Source organism: Levilactobacillus acidifarinae DSM 19394 = JCM 15949, from assembly GCF_001434835.1.
GTDB classification, from domain to species: domain Bacteria; phylum Bacillota; class Bacilli; order Lactobacillales; family Lactobacillaceae; genus Levilactobacillus; species Levilactobacillus acidifarinae.
Map to the genome: position 1 here is coordinate 138,616 of NZ_AZDV01000003.1, position 21,879 is coordinate 160,494.

General features: G+C 51.9%; 22 protein-coding genes. 7 read left to right on the forward strand and 15 right to left on the reverse strand.

The features are described 5' to 3' along the window. Window positions 1-49: 49 nt before the first annotated feature. The 4 genes from FD25_RS14270 to FD25_RS01300 all read right to left on the reverse strand — a co-directional run bounded on the left by FD25_RS14270 (window position 50) and on the right by FD25_RS01300 (window position 2,942). A complete protein-coding gene (locus FD25_RS14270) occupies window positions 50-280 on the reverse strand; it encodes a hypothetical protein (protein ID WP_146999901.1) in 231 nt (76 codons plus the stop codon). Further along, window positions 258-821 carry a ribosome hibernation-promoting factor, HPF/YfiA family gene (hpf, locus tag FD25_RS01290; protein WP_057800784.1) on the reverse strand — a complete coding sequence of 188 codons (564 nt, stop codon included), beginning with the start codon at window positions 819-821 and terminating at the stop codon, window positions 258-260. Before hpf ends, FD25_RS14270 begins: the two co-directional genes overlap by 23 nt. A 139-nt stretch (window positions 822-960) precedes the next feature. Then, entirely contained in the window at window positions 961-1,635 is a 675-nt protein-coding gene (locus FD25_RS01295; protein WP_057800785.1) for a ComF family protein, read from the reverse strand. Further along, entirely contained in the window at window positions 1,632-2,942 is a 1,311-nt protein-coding gene (locus FD25_RS01300) for an ATP-dependent helicase ComFA (RefSeq protein ID WP_057800786.1), read from the reverse strand. Before FD25_RS01300 ends, FD25_RS01295 begins: the two co-directional genes overlap by 4 nt. A gap of 78 nt (window positions 2,943-3,020) precedes the next feature. Between FD25_RS01300 and FD25_RS01305 the strand changes: the two genes are divergently transcribed. After that, window positions 3,021-3,683, forward strand: a complete 663-nt coding sequence (locus tag FD25_RS01305) for a YigZ family protein (protein ID WP_057800787.1) — start codon at window positions 3,021-3,023, stop codon at window positions 3,681-3,683. A gap of 69 nt (window positions 3,684-3,752) precedes the next feature. Here the strand turns inward: FD25_RS01305 and FD25_RS01310 are convergent, their stop codons facing one another. Further along, window positions 3,753-4,847: a glycosyltransferase family 4 protein gene (locus FD25_RS01310; RefSeq protein ID WP_057800788.1), complete on the reverse strand. Its 1,095-nt coding sequence runs from the start codon at window positions 4,845-4,847 to the stop codon at window positions 3,753-3,755. A 577-nt stretch (window positions 4,848-5,424) separates the two neighbouring features. Between FD25_RS01310 and FD25_RS01315 the strand changes: the two genes are divergently transcribed. Together FD25_RS01315 and FD25_RS01320 are read left to right on the forward strand one after the other, a co-directional pair. Beyond that, on the forward strand, window positions 5,425-5,793 hold the full coding sequence (locus tag FD25_RS01315; RefSeq protein WP_057800932.1) for a CidA/LrgA family protein: 369 nt from the start codon (window positions 5,425-5,427) through the stop codon (window positions 5,791-5,793). Between the two features lie 28 nt (window positions 5,794-5,821). Then, complete coding sequence (locus FD25_RS01320; RefSeq protein ID WP_083484041.1) at window positions 5,822-6,628, forward strand: LrgB family protein; 807 nt, start codon at window positions 5,822-5,824, stop codon at window positions 6,626-6,628. 81 nt (window positions 6,629-6,709) lie between these two features. Here FD25_RS01320 and FD25_RS01325 read toward each other — a convergent pair whose 3' ends face one another. Then, the gene (locus FD25_RS01325) at window positions 6,710-7,450 is read right to left on the reverse strand and encodes a sulfite exporter TauE/SafE family protein (protein WP_083484042.1); all 741 of its coding nucleotides are present in this window, start codon (window positions 7,448-7,450) and stop codon (window positions 6,710-6,712) included. A 122-nt stretch (window positions 7,451-7,572) separates the two neighbouring features. Here FD25_RS01325 and FD25_RS01330 point away from each other — a divergent pair, with 122 nt between their 5' ends. The 3 genes from FD25_RS01330 (at window position 7,573) to lrgB (ending at window position 9,603) form a co-directional block, all read left to right on the forward strand. Further along, entirely contained in the window at window positions 7,573-8,136 is a 564-nt protein-coding gene (locus tag FD25_RS01330; RefSeq protein WP_057800789.1) for a TetR/AcrR family transcriptional regulator, read from the forward strand. Between the two features lie 205 nt (window positions 8,137-8,341). Beyond that, window positions 8,342-8,800 (forward strand): CidA/LrgA family protein, encoded by a 459-nt coding sequence (locus FD25_RS01335; RefSeq protein ID WP_057800790.1) that lies wholly within the window; start codon window positions 8,342-8,344, stop codon window positions 8,798-8,800. Continuing rightward, complete coding sequence (lrgB, locus tag FD25_RS01340) at window positions 8,797-9,603, forward strand: antiholin-like protein LrgB (RefSeq protein ID WP_057800791.1); 807 nt, start codon at window positions 8,797-8,799, stop codon at window positions 9,601-9,603. The genes FD25_RS01335 and lrgB overlap by 4 nt, the downstream gene beginning before the upstream one ends. Before the next feature lie 167 nt (window positions 9,604-9,770). Here the strand turns inward: lrgB and FD25_RS01345 are convergent, their stop codons facing one another. From FD25_RS01345 to FD25_RS01360, 4 genes are all read right to left on the reverse strand, one after another. Further along, window positions 9,771-11,606: an APC family permease gene (locus FD25_RS01345; RefSeq protein WP_057800792.1), complete on the reverse strand. Its 1,836-nt coding sequence runs from the start codon at window positions 11,604-11,606 to the stop codon at window positions 9,771-9,773. A gap of 434 nt (window positions 11,607-12,040) precedes the next feature. Further along, window positions 12,041-13,666 carry a chaperonin GroEL gene (gene groL / locus FD25_RS01350; protein WP_057800793.1) on the reverse strand — a complete coding sequence of 542 codons (1,626 nt, stop codon included), beginning with the start codon at window positions 13,664-13,666 and terminating at the stop codon, window positions 12,041-12,043. Between the two features lie 65 nt (window positions 13,667-13,731). Beyond that, a complete protein-coding gene (gene groES, locus FD25_RS01355) occupies window positions 13,732-14,016 on the reverse strand; it encodes a co-chaperone GroES (RefSeq protein WP_057800794.1) in 285 nt (94 codons plus the stop codon). 577 nt (window positions 14,017-14,593) lie between these two features. Beyond that, window positions 14,594-15,232, reverse strand: a complete 639-nt coding sequence (locus FD25_RS01360) for a redox-sensing transcriptional repressor Rex (RefSeq protein ID WP_057800795.1) — start codon at window positions 15,230-15,232, stop codon at window positions 14,594-14,596. Window positions 15,233-15,599: 367 nt separating this feature from the next. Between FD25_RS01360 and FD25_RS01365 the strand changes: the two genes are divergently transcribed. Next, on the forward strand, window positions 15,600-17,552 hold the full coding sequence (locus FD25_RS01365; RefSeq protein ID WP_057800796.1) for an ABC-F family ATP-binding cassette domain-containing protein: 1,953 nt from the start codon (window positions 15,600-15,602) through the stop codon (window positions 17,550-17,552). An 81-nt stretch (window positions 17,553-17,633) separates the two neighbouring features. Here FD25_RS01365 and tsaD read toward each other — a convergent pair whose 3' ends face one another. From tsaD to rsmI, 5 genes are all read right to left on the reverse strand, one after another. Next, window positions 17,634-18,677 carry a tRNA (adenosine(37)-N6)-threonylcarbamoyltransferase complex transferase subunit TsaD gene (tsaD, locus tag FD25_RS01370; RefSeq protein WP_057800797.1) on the reverse strand — a complete coding sequence of 348 codons (1,044 nt, stop codon included), beginning with the start codon at window positions 18,675-18,677 and terminating at the stop codon, window positions 17,634-17,636. Window positions 18,678-18,729: 52 nt separating this feature from the next. Continuing rightward, entirely contained in the window at window positions 18,730-19,341 is a 612-nt protein-coding gene (rimI, locus tag FD25_RS01375) for a ribosomal protein S18-alanine N-acetyltransferase (RefSeq protein WP_057800798.1), read from the reverse strand. Continuing rightward, on the reverse strand, window positions 19,325-20,047 hold the full coding sequence (gene tsaB, locus FD25_RS01380; RefSeq protein ID WP_057800799.1) for a tRNA (adenosine(37)-N6)-threonylcarbamoyltransferase complex dimerization subunit type 1 TsaB: 723 nt from the start codon (window positions 20,045-20,047) through the stop codon (window positions 19,325-19,327). The genes rimI and tsaB overlap by 17 nt, the downstream gene beginning before the upstream one ends. A gap of 199 nt (window positions 20,048-20,246) precedes the next feature. Beyond that, window positions 20,247-20,987: an acyl-[acyl-carrier-protein] thioesterase gene (locus FD25_RS01385; protein WP_057800800.1), complete on the reverse strand. Its 741-nt coding sequence runs from the start codon at window positions 20,985-20,987 to the stop codon at window positions 20,247-20,249. After that, window positions 20,977-21,879 carry a 16S rRNA (cytidine(1402)-2'-O)-methyltransferase gene (gene rsmI, locus FD25_RS01390; protein WP_057800801.1) on the reverse strand — a complete coding sequence of 301 codons (903 nt, stop codon included), beginning with the start codon at window positions 21,877-21,879 and terminating at the stop codon, window positions 20,977-20,979. The genes FD25_RS01385 and rsmI overlap by 11 nt, the downstream gene beginning before the upstream one ends.

Here is a 21,879-nt window from a genome sequence, read left to right on the forward strand (position 1 = left end):
CGTTTAATTAATCTATTTTAAGTTACCCATTCTTTTGCAATAAATCAACCTACATTTTAACACTAACATCGGCAAGATGAAACTCTTCTCCCCAGTTAGCGAAGGCTAAACCGTTTTCAATTGCTAATTCGCTATAAAAAACGCAATAGTGCCGAACATTGATCACCTTACTAACGTTAAACCGGCCCTTTTCCAATCCCTTAAGGACAGAAAAAAGCCCAGGACCACCGCCCCAGGCTTTCACGTGTTCAGTTAAATTAGTCTTCGTCGTTGGCTTCAATCAGCCCGTACCGACCATCGTTCCGCCGGTACACGATGCTGGTCCCATTGGTTTCAGCATCTTGGTAGATAAAGAAGTCGTGTCCGAGCATATCCATTTGTAGGATGGCTTCTTCGTTATCCATTGGCTTTAATGAAACCCGCTTAGTCCGAACGACTTGAAGGTCACTGCCTTCGGTCTTTGGTTCGTCATCCGGCGTAGCGTTCGGGGCAAAGTCTAAGTTCTTGTAGCCCTTTTCACGTGACTTACGGTTAACCTTGGTCTTGTACTTGCGGATTTGGCGTTCCAATTTATCGGTGACCAAGTCAACGCTGGCGTACAAATCTGGTGAGGTCTCCTCTGCCCGTAATGTCAAGTATGGGAGTGGGATCGTTACTTCAACCTTAGCCGTCTTGTTTTGGTAGACCTTCAGGTTGATATGCGCAATTGCCTCAACGTTGTTATCGAAATATTTCTCTAACTTGCTGATTCGCTTTTCAACGTAATCCCGTATTGCGTCAGTAACTTCGATGTTTTCACCACGAATATTAAATGTGAGCATAAAACTTCTCTCCCTTCAGCCAAGAAATCCCTTGGCTTGCTCAGCACTCGAAGGACCACTCTTCATAGGTGCTTTGCTTACTATTATTATAATAGAAAGCGCTACGATAGACAATTATTCTAACGAATTAAAATTCGGCTTAACGCGCTAAAGTCAAGCTAGTAACCGCTTTCGCGCCCCCTAAATAAATTTGAGCCGCAGCGTGGCGGAGGGTCCGACCCGTGGTGTAAACGTCATCCAGCAACAAAACGTGTTGATTTGGTAAAATTTTCTCAGCGGCGGGGGCCAACTGAAACGGTTGGGGACTACGCAACCGTTCCTGCCGGGTCTTACTCGATTGGGGCCGCGGCTTGTGGGCGTCATCGACGGTCAGAACCTGTTGAAACGGTTGATCGGTCAGCCATCCGGTCACCTGATTGAAGCCCCGGGTCAACCAGGTCCCCGCCGTTACGGGAATGGGCACCAACACATCATAAGTCTCCCGGGCTAAGGCTCGCCGAATGTACGGTTGCATCACCACCCGCAACCGGTAATCTCCCTGAAACTTGTACTGTTGCATATAGGCTTTAAGGACCGCATCGTAGGGAAAGATCGCATGGTTGACCCAGGCATCCCCCCACCGCACACAATCATGGCAAACCTGGGTCGTCGTTTGCTGCCGTGCGCACCGGGGACACTGCGGCGCGTGCAAGGGCTGCAGTCGATTCTGACACGCTGCACACACTGCCGGGGTACTTAGAGGTTGCCAGTGCCAGAGGGTCGCCAACGTGACGGTCGGGGTCACCATCCGGCCACACCACACACAGGTCGTCATGGGCAACGTCCCCCTAACCGCCGGCCCCGCCGGTTGAGGGCGTTAATCATGGCCTGGGCCCGTTGAATGGTCCGGGTCTGACTGGTGGCGTAACAGATAACGTCTCCGCCCGGATGGTCACGCTGCCGACCAACCCGCCCCGCAATTTGCACCAAAGCGGCGGTGGAAAATACTAAGTCGTCGCCCCCGAGAATCAGGACACAAACGGCGGGAAACGTCACGCCGCGCTCCAAGATCGTCGTGGTGACTAAACCGCTGACCCGCCGTTCCCGAAAGGCTTGGACCTTGGCCTGCCGCTGCGGATCGGCGGCGTGGACCGTTACCCCACCCTCTATCCCGGCACGTCGAAGCGCCTGTTGAACCCGGGCTAAGTCCTTAACGTGGGGCACAAAAAGGAGATACCGTTGTCCGGTTTGCTGATACTGGCGGACCTGACGTAACAAGTTTCCCGGCAAACGTTGTTGGTCGAGTTGGGATTGCCAATTCGCCACCAGTTTCACCCGCAACGGGGGTAATAAATACCCGTGATGCCGCAAGGGTAAATAGGTCACCGCCAGTTGATGCCGACGTATCTGCCGTTGTAGGTCTTGACCGGGGGTCGCCGTTAAATAGAGATGGCTCCCCGTCGGTTTCTGAGCGCGGCGAACGGCGAGCTGTAACAGCGGACTGGTCGCTAACGGAAAGGCGTCAACCTCGTCCACAATCACCCAATCGAAGGCGGCCTCAAACCGTAACAATTGGTGAGTCGTGCAGATGGTCAGTGGGCAATAAGTGTACGGGCGCGGTTGGTCACCGTACAACACGGCCTGGGGGACCGCGAAGGCACGGGCCAACCGGGGGGCCAGCTCCAGGCACACGTCGACCCTAGGCGAGGTCCACGCGACCCGCCATCCCCGTTGTAAGGCCCAGGCCAAGGCGGGGAACCCAATTTCCGTTTTTCCCGCCCCGGTCACGGCCCAGAGCAGTTGATTGCGTCCAGCCTGGGTCAACCGCAATACCGCCTGTGCGGCGATCCGTTGCTGCGGACTCAATTGTCCCTGCCAGGTCAACGGGGAATGCGTCAACGTCGCAAACTGATTCGGCTCCGGAATAGTGTATAATTTAGTATGAGATGTCAGGCGCCCCAGGTTTAAACAATGCCGACAGTACGGAATCCGGTGCGGCAAATAATCGTTTACCCCGATCCATTGTTGACAGCGTTGGCATTGCCAGCGACCATTAACCTGGCGCAATGCGGGGATTCCGTGCCCTTCAGGGGGGGCCTGATCTAACGGAAGACGACGACCAAATAGTTGGCTTTTGTCCATGAACTCCAGTCCCTTCGTGAGTGTCTCTAGAGAAAAGTCCGAACAATGTCGCCTAAATTTTGAAAAAGGGTGTTTTAAATGGAAACCGATTATTTAACCATTCAAGCGGCCGGTCACCACGAGCTGGAAATCAAGAAGTCGCGGTTCATCGCTGATCTCGGCCGGGCCACGACGGAAGCCGAGGCTCAGGCTTTTTTGGCCGACGTCATCGCCCGGGAACCCAAGGCGACCCACCATTGCTGGGCCTACGTCCTGGGCGATCACGATCAGATTCAACGGGAAAGTGATAACGGAGAACCCTCCGGTACTGCCGGGGTCCCCATTCTAACCGTGCTGCAACGCAACCAGCTGCACAACACGATTGCCGTCGTCACCCGGTACTTTGGGGGCATTAAATTAGGTGCCGGTGGTCTGATTCGAGCTTACAGCAACGCCACGTCAACCGGTATCGAAGCCGTGGGCGTGGTCAAGCGTGTCCGACAGCGGGCCATCCAGCTCACGGTCGACTATCCCCAATACGATCGTCTAAACCACTACCTCAAGGAAAACGACCTGACCGTGTTGCAGACTCTCTACACGTCAACCGTGCAGGTCACCATCGCCGTAGATTTAGCCGCGGTGGACGCCACGCAACAGGACATCACGAACTTTCTTAGCGACCGGTTAACCATGACGTTAGGGGCCGTAGACTACCACGAAGTCCCCGTTGAGATCCACGCTAGCAGTCGTCGTGATGATTAACCGCCATTTTTTCTTAACGAACAAAGCACCGCTACTCACACAGTAAATGTGAGCAGCGGTGCTTTTAGGTTAATCTGACGTTTTAGACGTAAATTGTTTCACGATACGCTTGATCCAATGTAACAGTGGTTGTCGGTTAGATCCGACCAACCCAATGGCTTCGACGAAGAGTTCCAAGCCAATCATGATGGCGACGGTTAACAGGACCGAGCCCCAAATCGTCGACAACGGGTACAGTAAAGCAATGAACGAGAAAATCAGGGCAATCCCGTAAATTACCAGCACCGTTTGCCGGTGAGTCAACCCTAACTGCATCAGTCGGTGGTGCAAGTGGTGCTTGTCGGCGTGGGAAATCGGTTGTCGGTTCAAAATCCGGCGAATCATGGCGTACACCGTATCCGTAATCGGGACCCCCAGGATAATCACGGGGATGATTACGGAAATGAAGGTCACGTTTTTTAACCCGTACAGCGAGAAACACGCAATCATAAACCCGATAAATTGGGCCCCGGTATCCCCCAGATAGATGCGGGCCGGAAAGAAATTATAGGGTAAGAAACCAACCATGGCCGCGACCAACGCGAAGATCATGATGGCCACCCAAGTGTTGGCCAAGTTCAAGAAGAACAGACCGGTGATCCCGGTGGTGGTCAACGCGATGATTGAAACCCCCGTCGCCAACCCATCTAACCCGTCGATCAGGTTAATGGCATTGACGATGGCCACAATCCACAGCAACGTGATGGGCAGAGCCAATAATCCTAGGTGCCAAGTCCCGATAAACGGTAGCGTAATGTAGCGCATCCGCACCTCCGCAACGAAGTACACTTCGAGGGCCGCCAACAACTGGCCAATCACCTTTTGGTGCGGTTTTAATTCATAAACGTCGTCAATCATTCCTTCGGCCACGATAATACACTCACCGCCGAACAGCCCCCAGAGTTGTTGGGTCGGCATCTGGTCCCGGAGGAGAAACATCGTCGAGAAGGTGAACGCGATGAAGATGGCCAAGCCTCCCAATGTTGGCATGGGAATCTTATTCACCCGCCGCCGATTTGGCTTATCCACCGCCCCAATCTTAAACGCGAACCGGCGAATAAACGGCGTTAGGACCGCGGAAATGATCATGGTAGCAAATAAGCTAACAATAATCTCAAATTTCATAAACTGTCCTCTTTCTATTCTGCAGGTGATGGGGACCGGCGATTGCTGAACCGTTCCCTAGTCCTCGCGTCGCCAATAGCTCCCCCGACGACGAGGACCCTTTCCCCGACAGATTCTTTACATGTCTTTCGCTAATTATACAAAGCTACGAAATCAAACACAACCGCCAGTTGAAATTGACAATGAAACTTATTAGTTGGTTCGGTTAGTTAATCGAAATTCACAATCTATTCAATTTGGTTACAAAATGAATGATTATTCAGTAATGTTACCCTTTCAATTTTTTCAACGAATAAATAGTAATGATGGTGCACAACGTTTGAGCGTAAAAGTAATTATATCAGGGCTTTAGCTTGTACTAGAAACCTAAAATTCATATAATGAATTTGCACGAGGGGGAAAGCCAAAAAGCGTCATTTTTAGAAATCTGTTCGTCAACGTTTACTTGTGAAAAAATTATATTCGTGCCGCTCAATGGTCACGGACCAGAAGGGAGATTTTTTAATTGCCTACCCAAGATAAAGTTACATCAACACCTACCACCCAAACGGAGAAGCCGTCACCCATTCTAATTCAGATGGGGATCTTCGCTGCTGTGCTGTTCGTTTCTAGTTTGATTTCACCCCTCTTTCCCGCTTCGTTTCCCGTGCCCACACCCGTTATTGGGTTAGTTTTGCTGTACGTCCTCTTGGCGACGCGCATCGTTAAGCTCCGCAACGTGGAGAAGTTCGGCGATTTCATGATTAGTCTGATTGCATTTCTCTTCGTCCCGTCAGGCATCCAGTTAGCCGCGAACCTCGATATCTTAAAGGCCGAAGGGGTTCAAATCGTGCTCGTCACCCTGATCGCCACCATTATTCTGCTCGTGGTCGTGGCCTACACCACAGCGTTGTTCATCCGCATCGCGAAAAAAGTCTTTCATATGAATACCGACGTCAACAACTGACCGCCAACGTCAAGAAAGGAAACCCATTATGATTAATTTAGCAGTAACCCCGCACATGGCGGTTTGGGGCAAGTGGCTCGGCGACGCCATGGGGACCAATGCCGCCGGTGCCTCCGCCGGGAACGCCATCTTCGGTATTTTTCTATCATTAGTTGTCTACCTCATCGGCCAGTGGCTGTTCAAGATTGGTAAGGGATTCTTTCTCTTCCAGCCCCTGTTCGTGGGGATGGTTCTAGGAATCTTCATCCTGTTCCTATTAGCCAAGGCTTTTGGGACGACCACGGCTACCTTCTATAAATCCGCTTACCTGCCGGGTGGGAACATCATCTTCTGGTTCTTAAACCCCGCGACCATCGCCTTTGCGATTCCACTGTACCGGCGTAACGATATCGTCAAGCGGTTCTGGCCGGTCATTATCCTATCGTTGATTGTGGGATTAGTCATCTCGTTATTCGCCATTTACGGCGTGGCTAAACTCTTCCATTTAAACGACGTTGGAATCGCCTCTATGTTACCACAAGCGGCAACGACGGCGATTGCGATGCCAATTGCGACCGCGATTGGCGGGAACGCCGCGATTACGGCGATGGCCTGCATCCTTAACGCGGTCATCATCTACGCGTTAGGGGATTGGCTGGTCAAGTTCTTTAAGGTCAACAGCGACCCCATCGGTGCCGGTCTGGGGTTAGGAACCGCCGGGCACACGGTGGGCTCCGCTAAGGCCCTGCAACTGGGTTCCATTCAGGGTTCTATGGCTTCCATCGCGGTAGTGGTCATCTCCATCGTGGTCGATGTCGTCGTGCCACCATTCGCTTCCTTAATGGGCTTACACTAATCATCGCACAGCAACCTTAAGTTTCAACCTCAAAACGCATCCGTGCTCAGCCAAATGGCTCAGTTCGGATGCGTTTTGTCCTTACTTGAAAAAGATATTGACCCCAAAATAGACGATGACCAGCCCCATGAGTGGGGTCAACCATTTATTGAGCTTAACCATGTTCAACCGGTGGAGAAGGAGCGGCGTCACGACCGCACCAATGACCGACCCAATCATCAAAGTGACCCCGGCACTCCAGGCGATGTTGCCGGTAAACAGGTGGCTAACCGCCCCGACCAAGGCCATCACACTCAAGACGTAGGTCGATGTCCCGGCCGCGCTCATCGCGGACAGGCCTAAAATCGATAATCCCGCCACGGTGGGTCCCCCACCGGTCAGACCACCGATCCCCACCATCATCCCGCTGAGAAAACCTAGCCCCACGGCCACCCCTAGCCGTGAACGGCCAGTTGGGACCTTCTGGCCTTGGCGTAAGCCTCGAATCACCACGATAGCACCCATCACCATCAGGATGGTGCCGACGACCCAGTCATAAATTTTAGCGGGAATAAACGGTGAAATTCCCGTCCCCAGAAAAATCCCCGGGAGTGCCGCTAAAATCATGCGGTTCCCCAGGTCGAAGTGGACGTTGTGAATCCGAATCTGAGTCACACAGCCAAACAGCAGCGCTGGAATTGCCACAATTAAGGACGTGGGCGCTGCCACGGCGGTGGAAATACCAATCTGACTGGTCAGGACCCCGAGATATAACGCGGCCCCGCCGCCCCCCATCACGCTGATAAACGCCCCGATCAACACGCCATAAACTAAAACTAACATCCCGTCCGCTTCCCTTCTCAAAAGTTTCCACCTTCTATTTAAGTGGAACTGGTTCCATTTGTCAATCCCCGTCGAATAGTGTACCTTAGAGTTAAGTGATTCAGAAAGGACGACTGATGTGTATGCGTCGCGATGCTCGTGCTAACCGAGAAAAAATTTTAACTGCCGCTACCACTTTATTTGCCCAACAAGGCGTGGCTAACGTGGGGATGAAGGACCTCGCCCGGGCCGCCCAAATCGGGGTGGGCACCCTTTACCGCAATTACCCCAACAAAGGGGCCCTTTGCATGGCGTTGATCCGCGACGAGATGGCACGGTATACCACCCGTGAGAACATCTACCTCGATACCACCACCGATGAACCCCAGACCCAGTTAGTCACGATTCTTCAGGGATATTTGGACGTGCGCATTGCTCACGAGGACTTCTTCACCATTATTGAAAGTGAGACTACCCCGCTAGAATTTACGCAACTCTTACAAACTCCCATCTACCACGACCGCATCGCGTTATTAATTCGGGTGCTCCGACGCACCCAACCGAAAAGTTCAGAAGGTTACCTGCAATTCGAGGCCGACATGGTCGCCGCCATGTTACGCAGCCGGGTATTTGCCTTTGAACGCCATCAGCGCCACCTGTCTAATCAAGACCTACTCACTTACATTTTAAAGCTCCTTAATCAGTGACCCCGGTCACTGATTTTTACGTTGGTCTCAACCTCACATCAACGCAATTTCTCCCGGTGAGGTTGCCGGGAGAGTCCATCTTGTATTCGGGCGTTAAACCCCATATAATGGACTCATACCATTGAAAAGGCTTACATTTATAAAGCACCATTCTTGCCATTATTTGAATCGTCCGCCGGTCTCGCTTTCGAAAGGAGCGTTTCTTATGCCTACTCAGCCCGCTAAGCCAGTAGCCACCCCCGCAGAAAAACCGGCCGCTCCCATTCTGATTCAGATGGGAATCTTCGCGGCAATTCTCTTCGTGTCTAGTCTTATTTCCGGCCTATTTCCACCCGAATTACCGGTACCCACACCGGTAGTCGGGCTGGTCATCTTGTACATTCTCCTGGCCACACACGCACTGAAACTCTATCAGGTCGAGAAGCTCGGCGACTTTCTCATCAGTCTAATCGCCTTTCTTTTTGTGCCTTCGGGTATCCAGGTCGCGGCTAACCTGGATATCTTGCGCACGCAAGGATTGCAGATCTTCGTGGTCATGCTCCTAGCCACCATCATTCTGTTGGTTTGTGTCGCGTACACCACCAAACTCATGATTTGGCTTCGCCAACACGTCTTTCACGGCGATATCACCGTGGACGCCGACGTTGACGGTGAAGGCTCATGATGGCCCTAACGGCAACCCCGCAGATGGCCAGTTGGGGCCGCTGGCTAGGTGACGCCCTGGGAACTAACGCCACCGGAACTAATGCCGGCAACGCCCTCTTCGGCATTTTTCTCTCCCTGGTCGTTTTCTTGATTGGCCAGTGGTTATTCAAAATCAGTAAGGGCTTCTTTCTCTTTCAGCCCCTCTTCGTCGGGATGGTCCTGGGCATCCTGGTCCTCGCCATCCTGGCCCACCTCTTCGGGACCGATACGGCCACCTTTTACCGGTCGGCCTATCTTCCGGGAGGCAACATCATTTTCTGGTTCCTGAATCCCGCCACCATCGCCTTTGCCATTCCCCTGTACCGTCGTAACGACGTGGTCAAACGATTCTGGCCGGAAATTCTCTTGTCCCTGATAATTGGGACGAGTATCGCACTGGTCTTAATCTACTACGTTGCGCGCGCCGTCGGGATGGACAACACCGGTATTGCGTCGATGCTTCCTCAAGCCGCCACCACCGCCATTGCCATGCCAATTTCCGCCGCAATCGGTGGGAATCCCGCGATTACGGCCATGGTCTGCATCTTAAATTCCGTGGTCATTTACGCGCTAGGCGACTGGCTGATCAAACTCTTTCGAATTAGTCAGGACCCCATTGGCGCCGGATTAGGTCTGGGAACCGCCGGACACACGGTCGGGTCCGCTAAGGCCTTGCAGCTTGGCTCCATTCAAGGCTCCATGGCCGCCATCGCGGTGGTGGTCATCTCCGTCGTGGTCGACGTGGTCGTGCCCATTTTCGCCATGCTGGTCGGCTTAAAGTGAAAAATGAGGTCGAAACATAATTTGGATTCTATAAAAACAAATTATGTCCCGAACCCCTTATGTCAGTCCTCATCAACACCGGTTGACCAAGACCCAACCATACTAAATTGGCTCTGTAAAACCTATCCGGTTTAACAGAGCCAATTTAATATGGTTTAATTTAAAATCTACTGTTTGAGATGATAATTATACGTTGAAACGATGATATTTTCCCGGGAGTTCAGAATCGTTCGCAACCGTAACGCCGTCTGGTTATGCAGTACGTTCTGCCACGGATGCCGCGGCACAAACTGTGGGACCAAAACCGTCGTGGTAAAGTTACGTTCCGTCGCTCGTTTTGCAATCACGTCGCAGAACCGCAACGTCGGTGTGGCAATCGAACGGTACGACGAATGAATATCAACGAAACGAATATCCGGAAATTCTTCCTTAAACTCTAAGGCCGTTTTATGTTCCTTTTTCGGATTTTCATCAAACGACACGTGCATGGCAATCACGTAATCCCCGATTGACCGGGCGTAGTTAATGGCCCCGCTGGTTACCCGGGTAATATTGCTGACTAACACGATAACGGTGGCGCCATCGTAGTGATGAATCTCAGCTTTAGCCTTGGCCGCCACGCGCAACTGCCGCGCCACGTTCATATAATGTTGGTGAATCCGGTAGAACATCATCAACAACAACGGCATGATAATCAGGTACGGCCAGACGTTGCCAAACCGGAGGAACAGTAAGATGGTCACCAGAACCACCGAGATCAAGGCACCCAAGAGGTTAATGGCGGCTTTACCCAGCCACCAGCCTTCCCGGGTCCGGAACCAGTGAATGATCATCCCAGATTGCGATAAGGTAAACGGGACGAACACCCCAATCGCATACAGCGGAATCAACAGCGTCGTTTGGCCGTGGAAGATGAAGATTAAGACGATGGCCCCAATGGCTAACGAAATAATCCCGTTAGAATACCCTAACCGGTCCCCCCGATCAAGGTAGGCGTGGGGTAAAAACTTATCCTTGGCTAAGTTGTAGGCCAGGATGGGGAAGGCCGAGAACCCGGTGTTGGCAGCCACGGCTAAAATCAAAGCCGTTGACAGTTGCAACAAGTAGTACAGCACCCCATGGCCAAAGACCCCACCGGCAATCTGCGACAAGACCGTTTGACTAGTCTGTGGTCGGATTCCCATATAGTAACTCAGGTAGGTAATCCCCGAGAAGAAGATGGCCAGCACGATGGCCATCATCGCCAACGTTGCGGCGGCGTTGTGCCGCTTAGGTTCCTTAAAGTTCGGTACCGCGTTACTGATGGCTTCGACCCCGGTCAAAGACGATGACCCGGAGGAGAAGGCTCTTAGAAACAGTAACAGCGTCATACCCTGCACCGGTGCGCCCACCGCTGCCGAGGCGTGATAGGTGACGTTACCCGATACAATATTGTAAAAACCGACGCCAATCATCACTAGCATCATCAGGATGAAGAAGTAAACCGGGACGGTTAGAAAGGCGGCCGATTCCCGCATCCCCCGCAAATTCAGTAACATAATCCCAATCACAATTAACACCGAGATCAAAACCGAATACGGATAGAGCGCCGGAATCGCCGACGTAATCGCTTCGGTCCCGGAAGTCGTCGACACGGCGACGGTTAACATGTAATCCACTAACAACGAGCCACCGGCGACCAAACCAGCCGATTGTCCCCAGTTGGTGCTGGCAACCGCGTAGGCGCCCCCACCGGACGGGTAAGCATGAATAATTTGCTGGTAAGAAAGCGTGATCGCAAATAACAGGACTAAAACCAAAGCAGCAACCCATAATTGATACATCAAGGCTGCGGCGGATAAGGTAATTAGGACTGTGGTAATTTGCTCAGTACCATAAGCCACGGAGGATAACGCATCAGACGACAACAACGCTAAGGCTTTAAACTTAGTGAGTGCCTGACCGCCCTCGTCCATGGTCTTGAGGGGTTTTCCAATCAAAACCCGCTTTAAATAATGCCACATGACTATTTACTCCTTATCTCCACGAAAATAATAATTCGAAAATCCGGTCATTGGCCGGGCAATTCAACACCACTCGCTTTTGCGAATGCAAACGTCATTCTACTACTTCTAGCTCAACATTACCACAATTCTTAGCGTAAGCAATACGCAATTTTACGGGGGCTCCGATCACTTTAGAGATTAAAGCGTTCTCACAAGATTGAATGCCGTTAAGGCCCGGTCTCGTAAGGATAATGATTACTCTCTATGGGCCAGCATCAACATTAAAGTGCTCCCATATTCTCACCCTCAAGCCACTTTAACGACCGTTTTTAGACCGAACTATCTGGTCACGGAATCGTTTAAATTGTCGGTAATTCCGGATACTTAGCCTAAACAAAAACACCCCCGTCAATCACGGAGGTGTTCGAAAATTCTTTAGTTAATAGAACGGCTTACATCATGCCGCCCATGCCGGGTTGTGCGGCTGGGGCAGCTGGTGCGGGGTTCTTTTCTGGCTTTTCAGCGACAACGGCTTCAGTGGTCAACAACAAGGCAGAAACGGAAGCCGCGTTTTGCAGAGCAGAACGGGTAACCTTGGTTGGGTCGGTAATTCCGGCAGCCACCATGTCTTCGTATTTGTCATCGGCAGCGTTGTACCCAACGCCTGGCTTTTCACCCTTTAGGTGTTCAACCACAACGGAGCCTTCGACCCCGGCGTTCGTGGCGATTTGACGAACGGGTTCTTCCAGGGCACGTAAGACGATGTTAACCCCGGTCTGTTCGTCACCTTCAGCCTTCACAGCAGCAACGTCCTTGATCACGTTGATCAAGGCAGTCCCACCACCGGCAACGAAGCCTTCTTCAACGGCCGCACGGGTCGCGTTCAAGGCATCTTCGATCCGGTACTTACGTTCCTTTAATTCGGTTTCGGTCGCAGCACCAACCCGAACCACAGCAACACCGCCGGCTAACTTAGCCAAACGTTCCTTCAGCTTGTCACGGTCGAAGTCAGAAGTCGTGTCAGCGATTTGACCCTTGATTTCTTCAACCCGGGCAGCGATTTGGTCCTTAGCACCGGAACCTTCTACCACCGTGGTGTTGTCCTTGGTGACGTTAACCTTTTGGGCTTGGCCTAATTGATCAATGGTCGTGTCCTTCAAGTTCAGACCTAAGTCATCGGTAATCACAGTCCCACCAGTCAGAACGGCGATATCTTGGAGTTGCGCCTTCCGCCGGTCACCAAAGCCTGGGGCCTTAACGGCAACCACGTTGAAGGTTCCCCGCATCTTGTTCAGAACCAAGGTTGGTAAAGCTTCACCAGTGATGTCATCAGCGATGATTAATAATGAACGACTTTGTTCAACCACGGATTGTAATAATGGTAAGATGTCTTGAATGTTGGCAATCTTCTTGTCGGTAATCAAGATGTATGGGTTGTCCAGGTTAGCTTCCATCTTGTCGTTATCGGTAACCATGTATTGAGACATGTAACCACGGTCGAATTGCATCCCTTCAACCACGTCCAAGCTGGTGTCCACTCCACGGGATTCTTCAATGGTGATGACCCCGTCGTTACCAACCTTTTCCATGGCGTCGGCAATTAATTTTCCAGTTTCCTGACTAGCAGAAGAAATGGAAGCAATTTGCGCGATATCATCCTTAGTCTTCACGTCATGGGACATCTTGTGTAAGCCTTCAACGGCAGCGGCCGTGGCCTTCTCGATCCCGCGACGGATACCAACCGGGTTAGCACCGGCCGTCACGTTCTTCATACCTTCGTTCACAATCGCTTGGGTCAGTACCGTAGCGGTAGTGGTCCCATCACCAGCAATGTCGTTGGTCTTGGAAGCAACTTCGGAAACCAGCTTAGCGCCCATGTTTTCGAAGTGGTCTTCTAATTCAATCGACTTAGCAATGGTGACCCCATCATTGGTGATGGTTGGGTTGCCGTAGCTTTGTTCCAAAACAACGTTACGTCCTTTAGGTCCCAAGGTGGTCTTAACCGTGTCGGCTAACTTGTCGACACCAGCTAACATTGCGCTCCGTGCATCTTCAGAAAACTTCAATTCTTTAGCCATTATTTTAGTTCACCTCATACGAAATTTTTTTAAAAATGAGTTTTTGGATCAATCGTGGGAAAGGGTTAGTCGATAACTGCGACTAAGTCCTTTTCGTGTAAAACAAGGTAAGTCTTGTCTTGATACTTCACTTCAGTACCGGAATACTTGTCAAACAAGACTTTGTCGCCAACCTTAACGCTTGGCGCAACCTTTTCGCCATTGTCCAACACCCGGCCGTCGCCGACTGCAACAACGTTGGCCGTTTGAGGCTTTTCTTTAGCATTACTTGCTAATACAATGCCGCCAACCGTTTCTTCTTGTTCTTCTGGTTGGTCTAAAATGACGCGGTCTCCTAATGGTTTTAACACTTGAATCCCTCCAATGAACTTACTAATCAACTTTAGTTTTAGCACTATTAGCACTTGACTAACATAAGTGCTAATCACAGTTTCTAATATATGATTTTTCGTTTTAAAAATCAAGGAATTTGGCAAACTTTCTTGGTGAGTGCTAATCTGTCCCCCATTCTACCTAAACTCCGGGAAGGAACGCACTGATTTTGTCCGGTAGGAAGAAAACTTAAGGGTTTGCTTACTATTGGATGTGTTGTCGATAGCTGTTAAAAATTTAAACTTCCTAACCCGCACCACTTTGTTGCTGAAACGGGCTTATTAGGGGCAACGGGTTTTGCTTAACCCCATTTTGGCGATTAGCCCAGCCCATCGCGATTATATGGGTGCTGGATTTGCGTTTTTATACTTTCGCCATCTGCGGCCGCCGAAACGTGCGACTGACGGGCAGCCGGCTCCGCTTAAACCCAATCGTGGCTTCATCCCCTAAGCCCAGGGATAAAGCCACGATTGGCCTTAATGCTCACCAGCTAAACGCCCTTCGTCGCACTCTGCAACCAAAAAAGCCGTAATCCTTTCAGACTACGACTCCTGCTTAATCTTTGTGATTGTAATGTTCCAAGAAGTAAATCAAAGTTTGTAATTCGTTGGTCAGATCCACGTTTTGGACCCGTACTCCCTTCGGCACCGTGATCCGTAACGGCGTGAAGTTCAAGATTCCCTTGATGCCCCCCGCTACCGCTTCGTTAGTGACCTCTTGGGCCACGTCCGATGGGATGGTCAGAATCGCCACTTGAATCTGTTGTTCTTCCAGTTGCGTCCGCAAATCCGTCATCGGATAAATCGGCACACCACTTTGAATCGTGTTGGCAATATCTTCATTAATATCGAACGCCGCACTGATGCGCACGTTACTGTCCTGGTGGAAGTTAAAGTTCAAAAGCGCATGGCCCAAGTTACCGACCCCAATCAGCGCCACACTAGTTAAACGGTCCTGATTCAAAATCTTCCGGAAAAACTTGATCAAACTTTCGACGTCGTAGCCGTAGCCCCGCTTCCCTAGGGCCCCAAAGTAGGAAAAATCCCGCCGAATGGTGGCTGAATCCACCTTCACGGCTTCGGAAAGTTCCGTCGAAGAGACCCGCGTTTTATCGGCGTCTAGTAAGATATTTAAATAGCGATAGTAAATCGGCAAGCGTTTCGCCGTCGCGCGCGGAATTTTTTGTTCTGTCAAAGCATGTTACCTCCTAATCAATTATTGCCGGTCATCGCTAAAACCACTTCAGTCCCAACGACTTACAGGCTTAACTTATTCGACAATTGTGAAATCTCATTTCCTATAGATTATAGCATATCAGTACATCTTGTGAAAGAAGTTGCAAATATTTATCGGATTTTTTCACAATCTGCACGAGTGAGCAGCGCTTTAAATTATTTCACAAAGTTCGGCAAAACGCAATTTTTTATTTAATCAATCGTTACGGGGCGCAACGACGGGAAAACCGGGTTAGTTTCACCCGACAATATTTCGGCTTAACTGCACAATATGCTAAAATATAGAGTAATAATAACCGCAAACTGCGTAAAAGGAGGTTGGTTTTGTGATTCTCTTACAAGTCCAACAAGTGACCCGGCGTTTCGGGGCCACCGTCCTCTTCCACGACGTCAATCTCGACGTTGCCGAACACGGACGGGTCGCCTTAGTCGGGCGCAACGGGGCTGGTAAATCCACCCTGATTAAAATGATTGCCGGGGAGACCACCCCCGACGAAGGTCAAATTACCCGTAAACGGGGACTGACCGTGGGCTATCAAGCCCAAAACGCGGGCCTAAATTCCGACAAATCGATCTGGGACGAAATGCTGACCGTGTTTGCCAAGCAACGCGCCATGGAACGTAAAATTCACGATTTGGAAGCCCAGATGAGTGATCCGGCCGTGATTGCCGACACCGAACAGTTCGACCAAATCACCAAAACCTACGATCAATTACAACAAGATTTTAGCGATCAAAACGGCTACGGTTACCAGGCCGAAATTCGGGGTGTGTTGCACGGTTTCGAATTCGGCGAAGAATTCTACGATAAACCCATCAGTGAACTCTCCGGGGGCCAGCGAACCCAATTGGCCTTAGCCAAACGGCTGTTGGAAAAACCCGACCTGTTAATCTTAGACGAACCCACCAACCACCTCGACGTGGAAACGTTGACCTGGTTAGAAGGGTACCTCCAAGGATACCCCGGCGCCCTACTCGTCGTGTCCCATGACCGGTACTTCCTCGATCACGTGGCCACTGAGGTCTACGACATGGCCCGCGGGAGCCTGCATCATTACCCGGGAAATTATTCACATTTCATCGACGAAAAGGCCCAACGCCTCCAACAGGAATGGAAGGAATACGATAAGCAACAGACCGAAATCTCGAAATTAGAGGATTTCGTTAACCGCAACATCGTACGGGCCTCCACCACCAAGCGAGCTCAAGCCCGGCGTAAGCAACTCGATAAGATGGACCGGCTAGCGAAACCCGAGGGCGACGAAAAGGTGGCCCGCTTCACCTTTCGCCCCCACCGGCAAAGCGGTAACGTGGTCTTGGACGTGGTCAACACCGCGGTCGGCTACGACGGGCAAACCCTGTGTTCGCCGATCAACCTCGACATCAAGAAACACCAAGCCATCGCCATTGTTGGTCCTAACGGGGTGGGTAAATCCACCCTGCTCAAAACCATTCTGGGCAAGATTCCACCCCTCAAGGGTCAGATCATCTTCGGGACCGGTGTCGACACCGGCTACTACGACCAGGACCAAGCCAACCTGCACGACAAGAAGACCGTTCTGCACGAACTTTGGGATGATCACCCCACTACGCCCGAGGGCGACATTCGCTCAATCTTAGGCAGTTTCCTGTTTACGGGCGCCGACGTCGACAAGACCGTCCACAGCCTCAGTGGGGGTGAGAAGGCCCGGCTGTTGCTGACGAAACTGGCTCTCCGCCACGATAACTTTCTGATGCTCGACGAACCGACCAACCACTTAGACATCGATAGTCGGGAAGTTTTGGAAACGGCCCTCAACGAGTTTGACGGCACCATCCTGTTCGTCTCCCATGACCGGTACTTCATCAACCAGGTGGCCAATCAAGTCATCGAATTGAGTCCGGACGGCACTACCCGCTACTTAGGAAACTACGACTACTACGTGGACAAGAAGGCTGAACAGGACGCTTATGCGGCCAAGGAAGCCGCCGAGGCCGAAGCGGCCCACCCCACGGTCGCCACGCCTAAGCAGACCCAAGTCGACTACCAGCAGCAAAAGGAGCACCAAAAGGCCAAGCGTAAGCTTTCCCGGCAGGTTGAAGCCCTGGAAGGCCAGATGACCAAGTTAGAAACCCAAAAGGCCGACATTGAAAAGACCATGAGTCAGCCCGATTACTTCAACGACGTCGCCAAACTGGGCGACCTTCAACAACAGTTGGACGCCACCACCCAGGAACTCAGCACCGTCGAAGACGACTGGACCACTAAGAGTTTGGAACTCGAAAAATTTACCGATTAACGCATAAAAGGTCAGCCACTCCCGAGAAATTCTCTCGTGGATGGCTGACCTTTTTCATGGCTAGGTGATCGTAAACTTGCCTTACTTCGCCGCGTCTTCGACCCAGTCGAATTCCAGACTTGGGTCGGCGTTTAACGTGGCGTCCGCAAAGACGCCGTGACGGTACGCGACATTGGCAAAGGCCCCAATCATCGCGGCGTTATCGCCACATAATTTCAGCGGTGCCTTGACCAGATGCGTCCCGTCGACGGTCGCGAGGTCGTGGTCCAACCGTTCCCGTAAGCCGAGGTTGGCGGCCACCCCACCGGCTAAGATCAGCTGGTGGACCGGGTACTCCCGTAAGGCCCGCAACGTCTTCTCGGCTAACACGTCGACCACGGCTTGTTGGAAACTCGCCGCTAGGTCGTGCTTATCAAGCGTTTCGCCAATCTGATCGGCGTGATGGGTGGTGTTGATGAAGGCACTCTTTAACCCGCTAAAGCTAAAGTCAAAGTTGTCATCTTTTTCCATCGCCCGGGGAAAATGAAAGGTATCGTGCCCCTGGTGAGCCCATTCGTCGACCGTCTTACCGGCCGGATAGTTGACCCCCATCACCCGACCAACCTTATCGTAGGCTTCCCCGGCGGCATCGTCGCGGGTCTCCCCAATGATCTCAAACTGGTTCTCGGCGGGCATGTAGACCAATTCCGTATGCCCCCCGGAAACCAACAGCGCCATGGCCGGAAATTCAATGGGTTCCACGTAACGGGCCGCGTAGATGTGCCCGGCCATGTGGTTGACCGGAATCAACGGTAGGTTGTGTGCAAAAGCGACCGTCTTCGCGGCCGTCACGCCAATCAGTAGCGCACCGACCAACCCGGGACCGTACGTTACCGCGACGGCATCGAGATCGTCATAAGTTACGTCCGCTTCCTGCAAGGCGTCTTTGATGCACAGGGTTACCTCTTCAATATGGTGACGGCTGGCCACTTCGGGAACCACGCCGCCGAACCGTTGGTGACTCTTGATCTGTGTCGCCACGATGTTCGACAAAATCTTGTGGCCGTCTTCGATGACGGCCACGCTGGTTTCATCACAACTTGATTCAAACGCTAGAATTAAATTTCGCTTATCCGTTGGACTCACTCCTTCTAATTTTCCCCGGAAAAAACGCGCGGACGCTGCCGCGCGTTACCTGTTAATTGTGGGCTTGAGCTTCTTGAGTTTCCTGAGCCGCCGGTGCCGCTTCCAGGTTTAACACCATATCCGCCGCATCTTCGTGATCCCCAAAGTAGTACCCGCGCTTGACCCCGGTTTGTTGAAAATCCAGGTCCTTGTACAGGTGTTGCGCTTGTTCATTGGAAACCCGCACTTCCAAGCTAACGGTCTTATAATTCAACTGTTGCGCCTTTTTGATCATGATATTGAGTAAGAACCGCCCTAAGCCCCGATCCTGATAGTCCGGTAACACGGCGATGTTGGTAATGTGCGCATCGCGGGTGCGTTCGTCAAAGGTACTGCCGATGAACGCCAGTAACCGGTCGTTCTTACGAATAACCAGGTACAGGCGATCCTTTTCTCGCCGTAATTCATTCGCGAAGGCCGTCGAATCCCACGGGGCCTTCCCCGCATAAACGGCCCGTTCAATTTCAATCATTTCTGGAATGTCGGTGAACAAAGCCTTGGCCACGAAGTACGTGACGTCATGAATGGTGACCTGGTGATTCTTGACCCCCAGGGCTTCTTCACGGACAATTTCCCGCCGGCTACCAAAAACGTTTTTATACCAAATTTTAAATTTTTTCAACATATGATTGGTTATCCTCTTTTGGGTTCTTCGCGCGCCATTCGGCTTCCGCTTGGGTCAGACGTAAATAATTCGGAACGAACCGGTCCACATCTTTAATGGGCGTCAGGTGCTGGCCTAACAACCCAATCGTCGCGACCTGCGGGAGGTTCAGCCACGCGCTGATGGCGGGCGTCGCTGCCGAAATGGTCGTGTGAATCAACTCGCTAAAGTGGCTAGCATCCCCCAGGAACCAGACCGGTTCCGCGTACTCCTTCACGGCCGTTAGGAAGGCCGTCACGTCGGTATGGGCATCCGGAATCACCGCCACCGGAACGCCGGCTTGAATCCGGTACAATCCGGCGAAAACGTTTTGGTTCCGGGCATCGAACATCGGGGCCACTAACGCCCCTTCGACGGGCACGTTGGCGGCCAACGTCGCCAGACTGGAAACGGCGACCAAATCGAGATCTAGCGTCGAGGCCAGGGCCTTCGCGGTCGTCACGGCAATTCGAATTCCCGTATAGGAACCCGGTCCCGCCGCCACCACGATCCGATCGAGATCGGTCGGTTTTAACTCAGCCATCCCCAATAACCGTTCAATCTCGGGCAAGAGGTATTCCGCGTGTTTTTGGTGGACCGTTACCGTAATCGTTGCCAAGACCGTTTCATCCTCTAAAACGGCGACACTTAACGGTCGATTAGACGTATCAATTGCTAAAACTTTCATCTTTATACTTGGTCCCCCTCAACGAATTGACGCGATCAGATGTTAAGAGCGGCGCACCAAATTCGCTACACCGCCCGTCAACTGTTCCGCGCTGATGGTCCCGCATCTTATCACGGGACCGTTCCTTGCTATTTATTCAGTTTACTATACTACCACAAAACTACGGCGGCCACACCCGTTACGGGCGCTTAACCAAATCTTAGACGCTTTGCCAGCCCACCGTCGCGATGGCCGCGATCGTGGTTCCAATCATAATCCGGTGTTGCGTGGTCGTGGCGTCGCCGTGAACCACTTGACTGGCCACCTGGTGACCGTACTGGACTTCGTTTTCGAAACGAATCTGAACGTCAACCGGCTGATGGGTCCGTAAGAAGTCGGCTGGTAAACTGTCCAGTAACCAGTCGAAGTAGTGGGCGTTATTGACGTGACCGTTATTGTCAATGTCAAAGTACCGCACCCGGTACGGCTTGGTGGTCAGCGTGGCCGTTTCGTCTAACCGCTTGGGCCGCGGTAACCGCGGTAACCGACTGACCTCTTCACTCTGATAAGGGGCCATAATCTCGGCCGGAATCGTGACAATCTTTCGGTTGGCGTAGCTCATGGTAACCCAGATACCCTCACCGTACGCCAACGTTTCGCCGTTAGCATCTAACAGCCAGTATTCCCGGTAAGCAAAGTAGCGGTTATAGGCGGTGGCTTGGGTCTTCAACGTCACCGTCTCCCCGGTCCGGGGCATCCGCGTGATCTGCACGTGGTACTGGGTAACGACCCAACCAACCCCGAAACTTTGGATAAAGTCGGTGGGTAAGCCCAAATCATTACTTTGATCGTCGGACACCAGCACAAACAAATTGATCAACATCGCGACGGTCAAGTGACCGGTATCGTCGGCTTCATAATAAGTGACGCGATGGGGTTCTGTATAGGCTTTAGCGCTCATCCGTGGGGTCCTCCTGCTCTTGGTCTAAATGGTGATAAACTCGGTAGACGTCCTGCTTCTTCAAGTGGCGTAAGTTGGCCACTTCCTTAATCGCGGCATTCGGTTTCTCCCCGGCGGCAATCAGCCGGTCCACCTGTACCGGAATTGGTTCGCTCAAATCTACAGTATCTTCTTCCGTGGTAGGATGCGGATTGCCCCCTACCAACACGACAAATTCACCACGAACGGTGTCGGTTGCCGCCCAGTCGGCCAACTCACTCAGACTCCCCCGTAAGAATTCCTCGTAGCGCTTAGTTAATTCACGACACAAAACTGCGGGTCGCTCCGCTCCTAAGCCGGCGGCCAGGTTTGCCAACGTCTTCTTCAACCGGTGAGGGGCTTCATAGAAAATCAAAGTTTCCGGTCGTTGCGCCAGTTCGCCGATTTCAGCCTTTTGGTCCTTCGGCTTACGGTCTAAAAACCCGTAAAAGTAGAACGGTTGCGGCGCCAAGCCGGAGGCAATCAACGCCGTTAGTCCCGCGTTAGCCCCCGGTAACGGGACCACTGGAATCTGCGCTTGCGCACACGCTACGACTAATTCGTGACCCGGATCGCTAATGGACGGCATTCCCGCATCGCTGACCTGGGCAATTTGTTGGCCTGCTTGGAGTTTAGCCAATAATTGGGGGATTCGTTCCTGCGTGTTGTGTTCGTGAAAACTAATTTGCTTGGTGGTGATGTCAAAGTGATTTAATAGTTTTTGCGTGTTCCGCGTATCTTCGGCGGCAATCAGGTCAACGGCCTTAAGGGTCTTAACGGCCCGAAACGTCATATCGTCTAAGTTACCAATGGGCGTGGGAACCAGGTATAAGCGCCCGACCGTCTCGGCTTGAAAGCTCCGTTGTCGTTGCAT

Coding starts and splice junctions, on each gene's coding strand:
- hpf (WP_057800784.1), bottom strand. CDS start 821: ATGCTCACATTTAATATTCGTGGTGAAAACATCGAAGTTACTGACGCA.
- FD25_RS01295 (WP_057800785.1), bottom strand. CDS start 1,635: ATGACGACCTGTGTGTGGTGTGGCCGGATGGTGACCCCGACCGTCACG.
- FD25_RS01300 (WP_057800786.1), bottom strand. CDS start 2,942: ATGGACAAAAGCCAACTATTTGGTCGTCGTCTTCCGTTAGATCAGGCC.
- FD25_RS01305 (WP_057800787.1), top strand. CDS start 3,021: ATGGAAACCGATTATTTAACCATTCAAGCGGCCGGTCACCACGAGCTG.
- FD25_RS01310 (WP_057800788.1), bottom strand. CDS start 4,847: ATGAAATTTGAGATTATTGTTAGCTTATTTGCTACCATGATCATTTCC.
- FD25_RS01315 (WP_057800932.1), top strand. CDS start 5,425: ATGGGGATCTTCGCTGCTGTGCTGTTCGTTTCTAGTTTGATTTCACCC.
- FD25_RS01320 (WP_083484041.1), top strand. CDS start 5,822: ATGATTAATTTAGCAGTAACCCCGCACATGGCGGTTTGGGGCAAGTGG.
- FD25_RS01325 (WP_083484042.1), bottom strand. CDS start 7,450: ATGTTAGTTTTAGTTTATGGCGTGTTGATCGGGGCGTTTATCAGCGTG.
- FD25_RS01330 (WP_057800789.1), top strand. CDS start 7,573: ATGCGTCGCGATGCTCGTGCTAACCGAGAAAAAATTTTAACTGCCGCT.
- FD25_RS01335 (WP_057800790.1), top strand. CDS start 8,342: ATGCCTACTCAGCCCGCTAAGCCAGTAGCCACCCCCGCAGAAAAACCG.
- lrgB (WP_057800791.1), top strand. CDS start 8,797: ATGATGGCCCTAACGGCAACCCCGCAGATGGCCAGTTGGGGCCGCTGG.
- FD25_RS01345 (WP_057800792.1), bottom strand. CDS start 11,606: ATGTGGCATTATTTAAAGCGGGTTTTGATTGGAAAACCCCTCAAGACC.
- groL (WP_057800793.1), bottom strand. CDS start 13,666: ATGGCTAAAGAATTGAAGTTTTCTGAAGATGCACGGAGCGCAATGTTA.
- rimI (WP_057800798.1), bottom strand. CDS start 19,341: ATGTTGAAAAAATTTAAAATTTGGTATAAAAACGTTTTTGGTAGCCGG.
- tsaB (WP_057800799.1), bottom strand. CDS start 20,047: ATGAAAGTTTTAGCAATTGATACGTCTAATCGACCGTTAAGTGTCGCC.
- FD25_RS01385 (WP_057800800.1), bottom strand. CDS start 20,987: ATGAGCGCTAAAGCCTATACAGAACCCCATCGCGTCACTTATTATGAA.
- rsmI (WP_057800801.1), bottom strand. CDS start 21,879: ATGCAACGACAACGGAGCTTTCAAGCCGAGACGGTCGGGCGCTTATAC.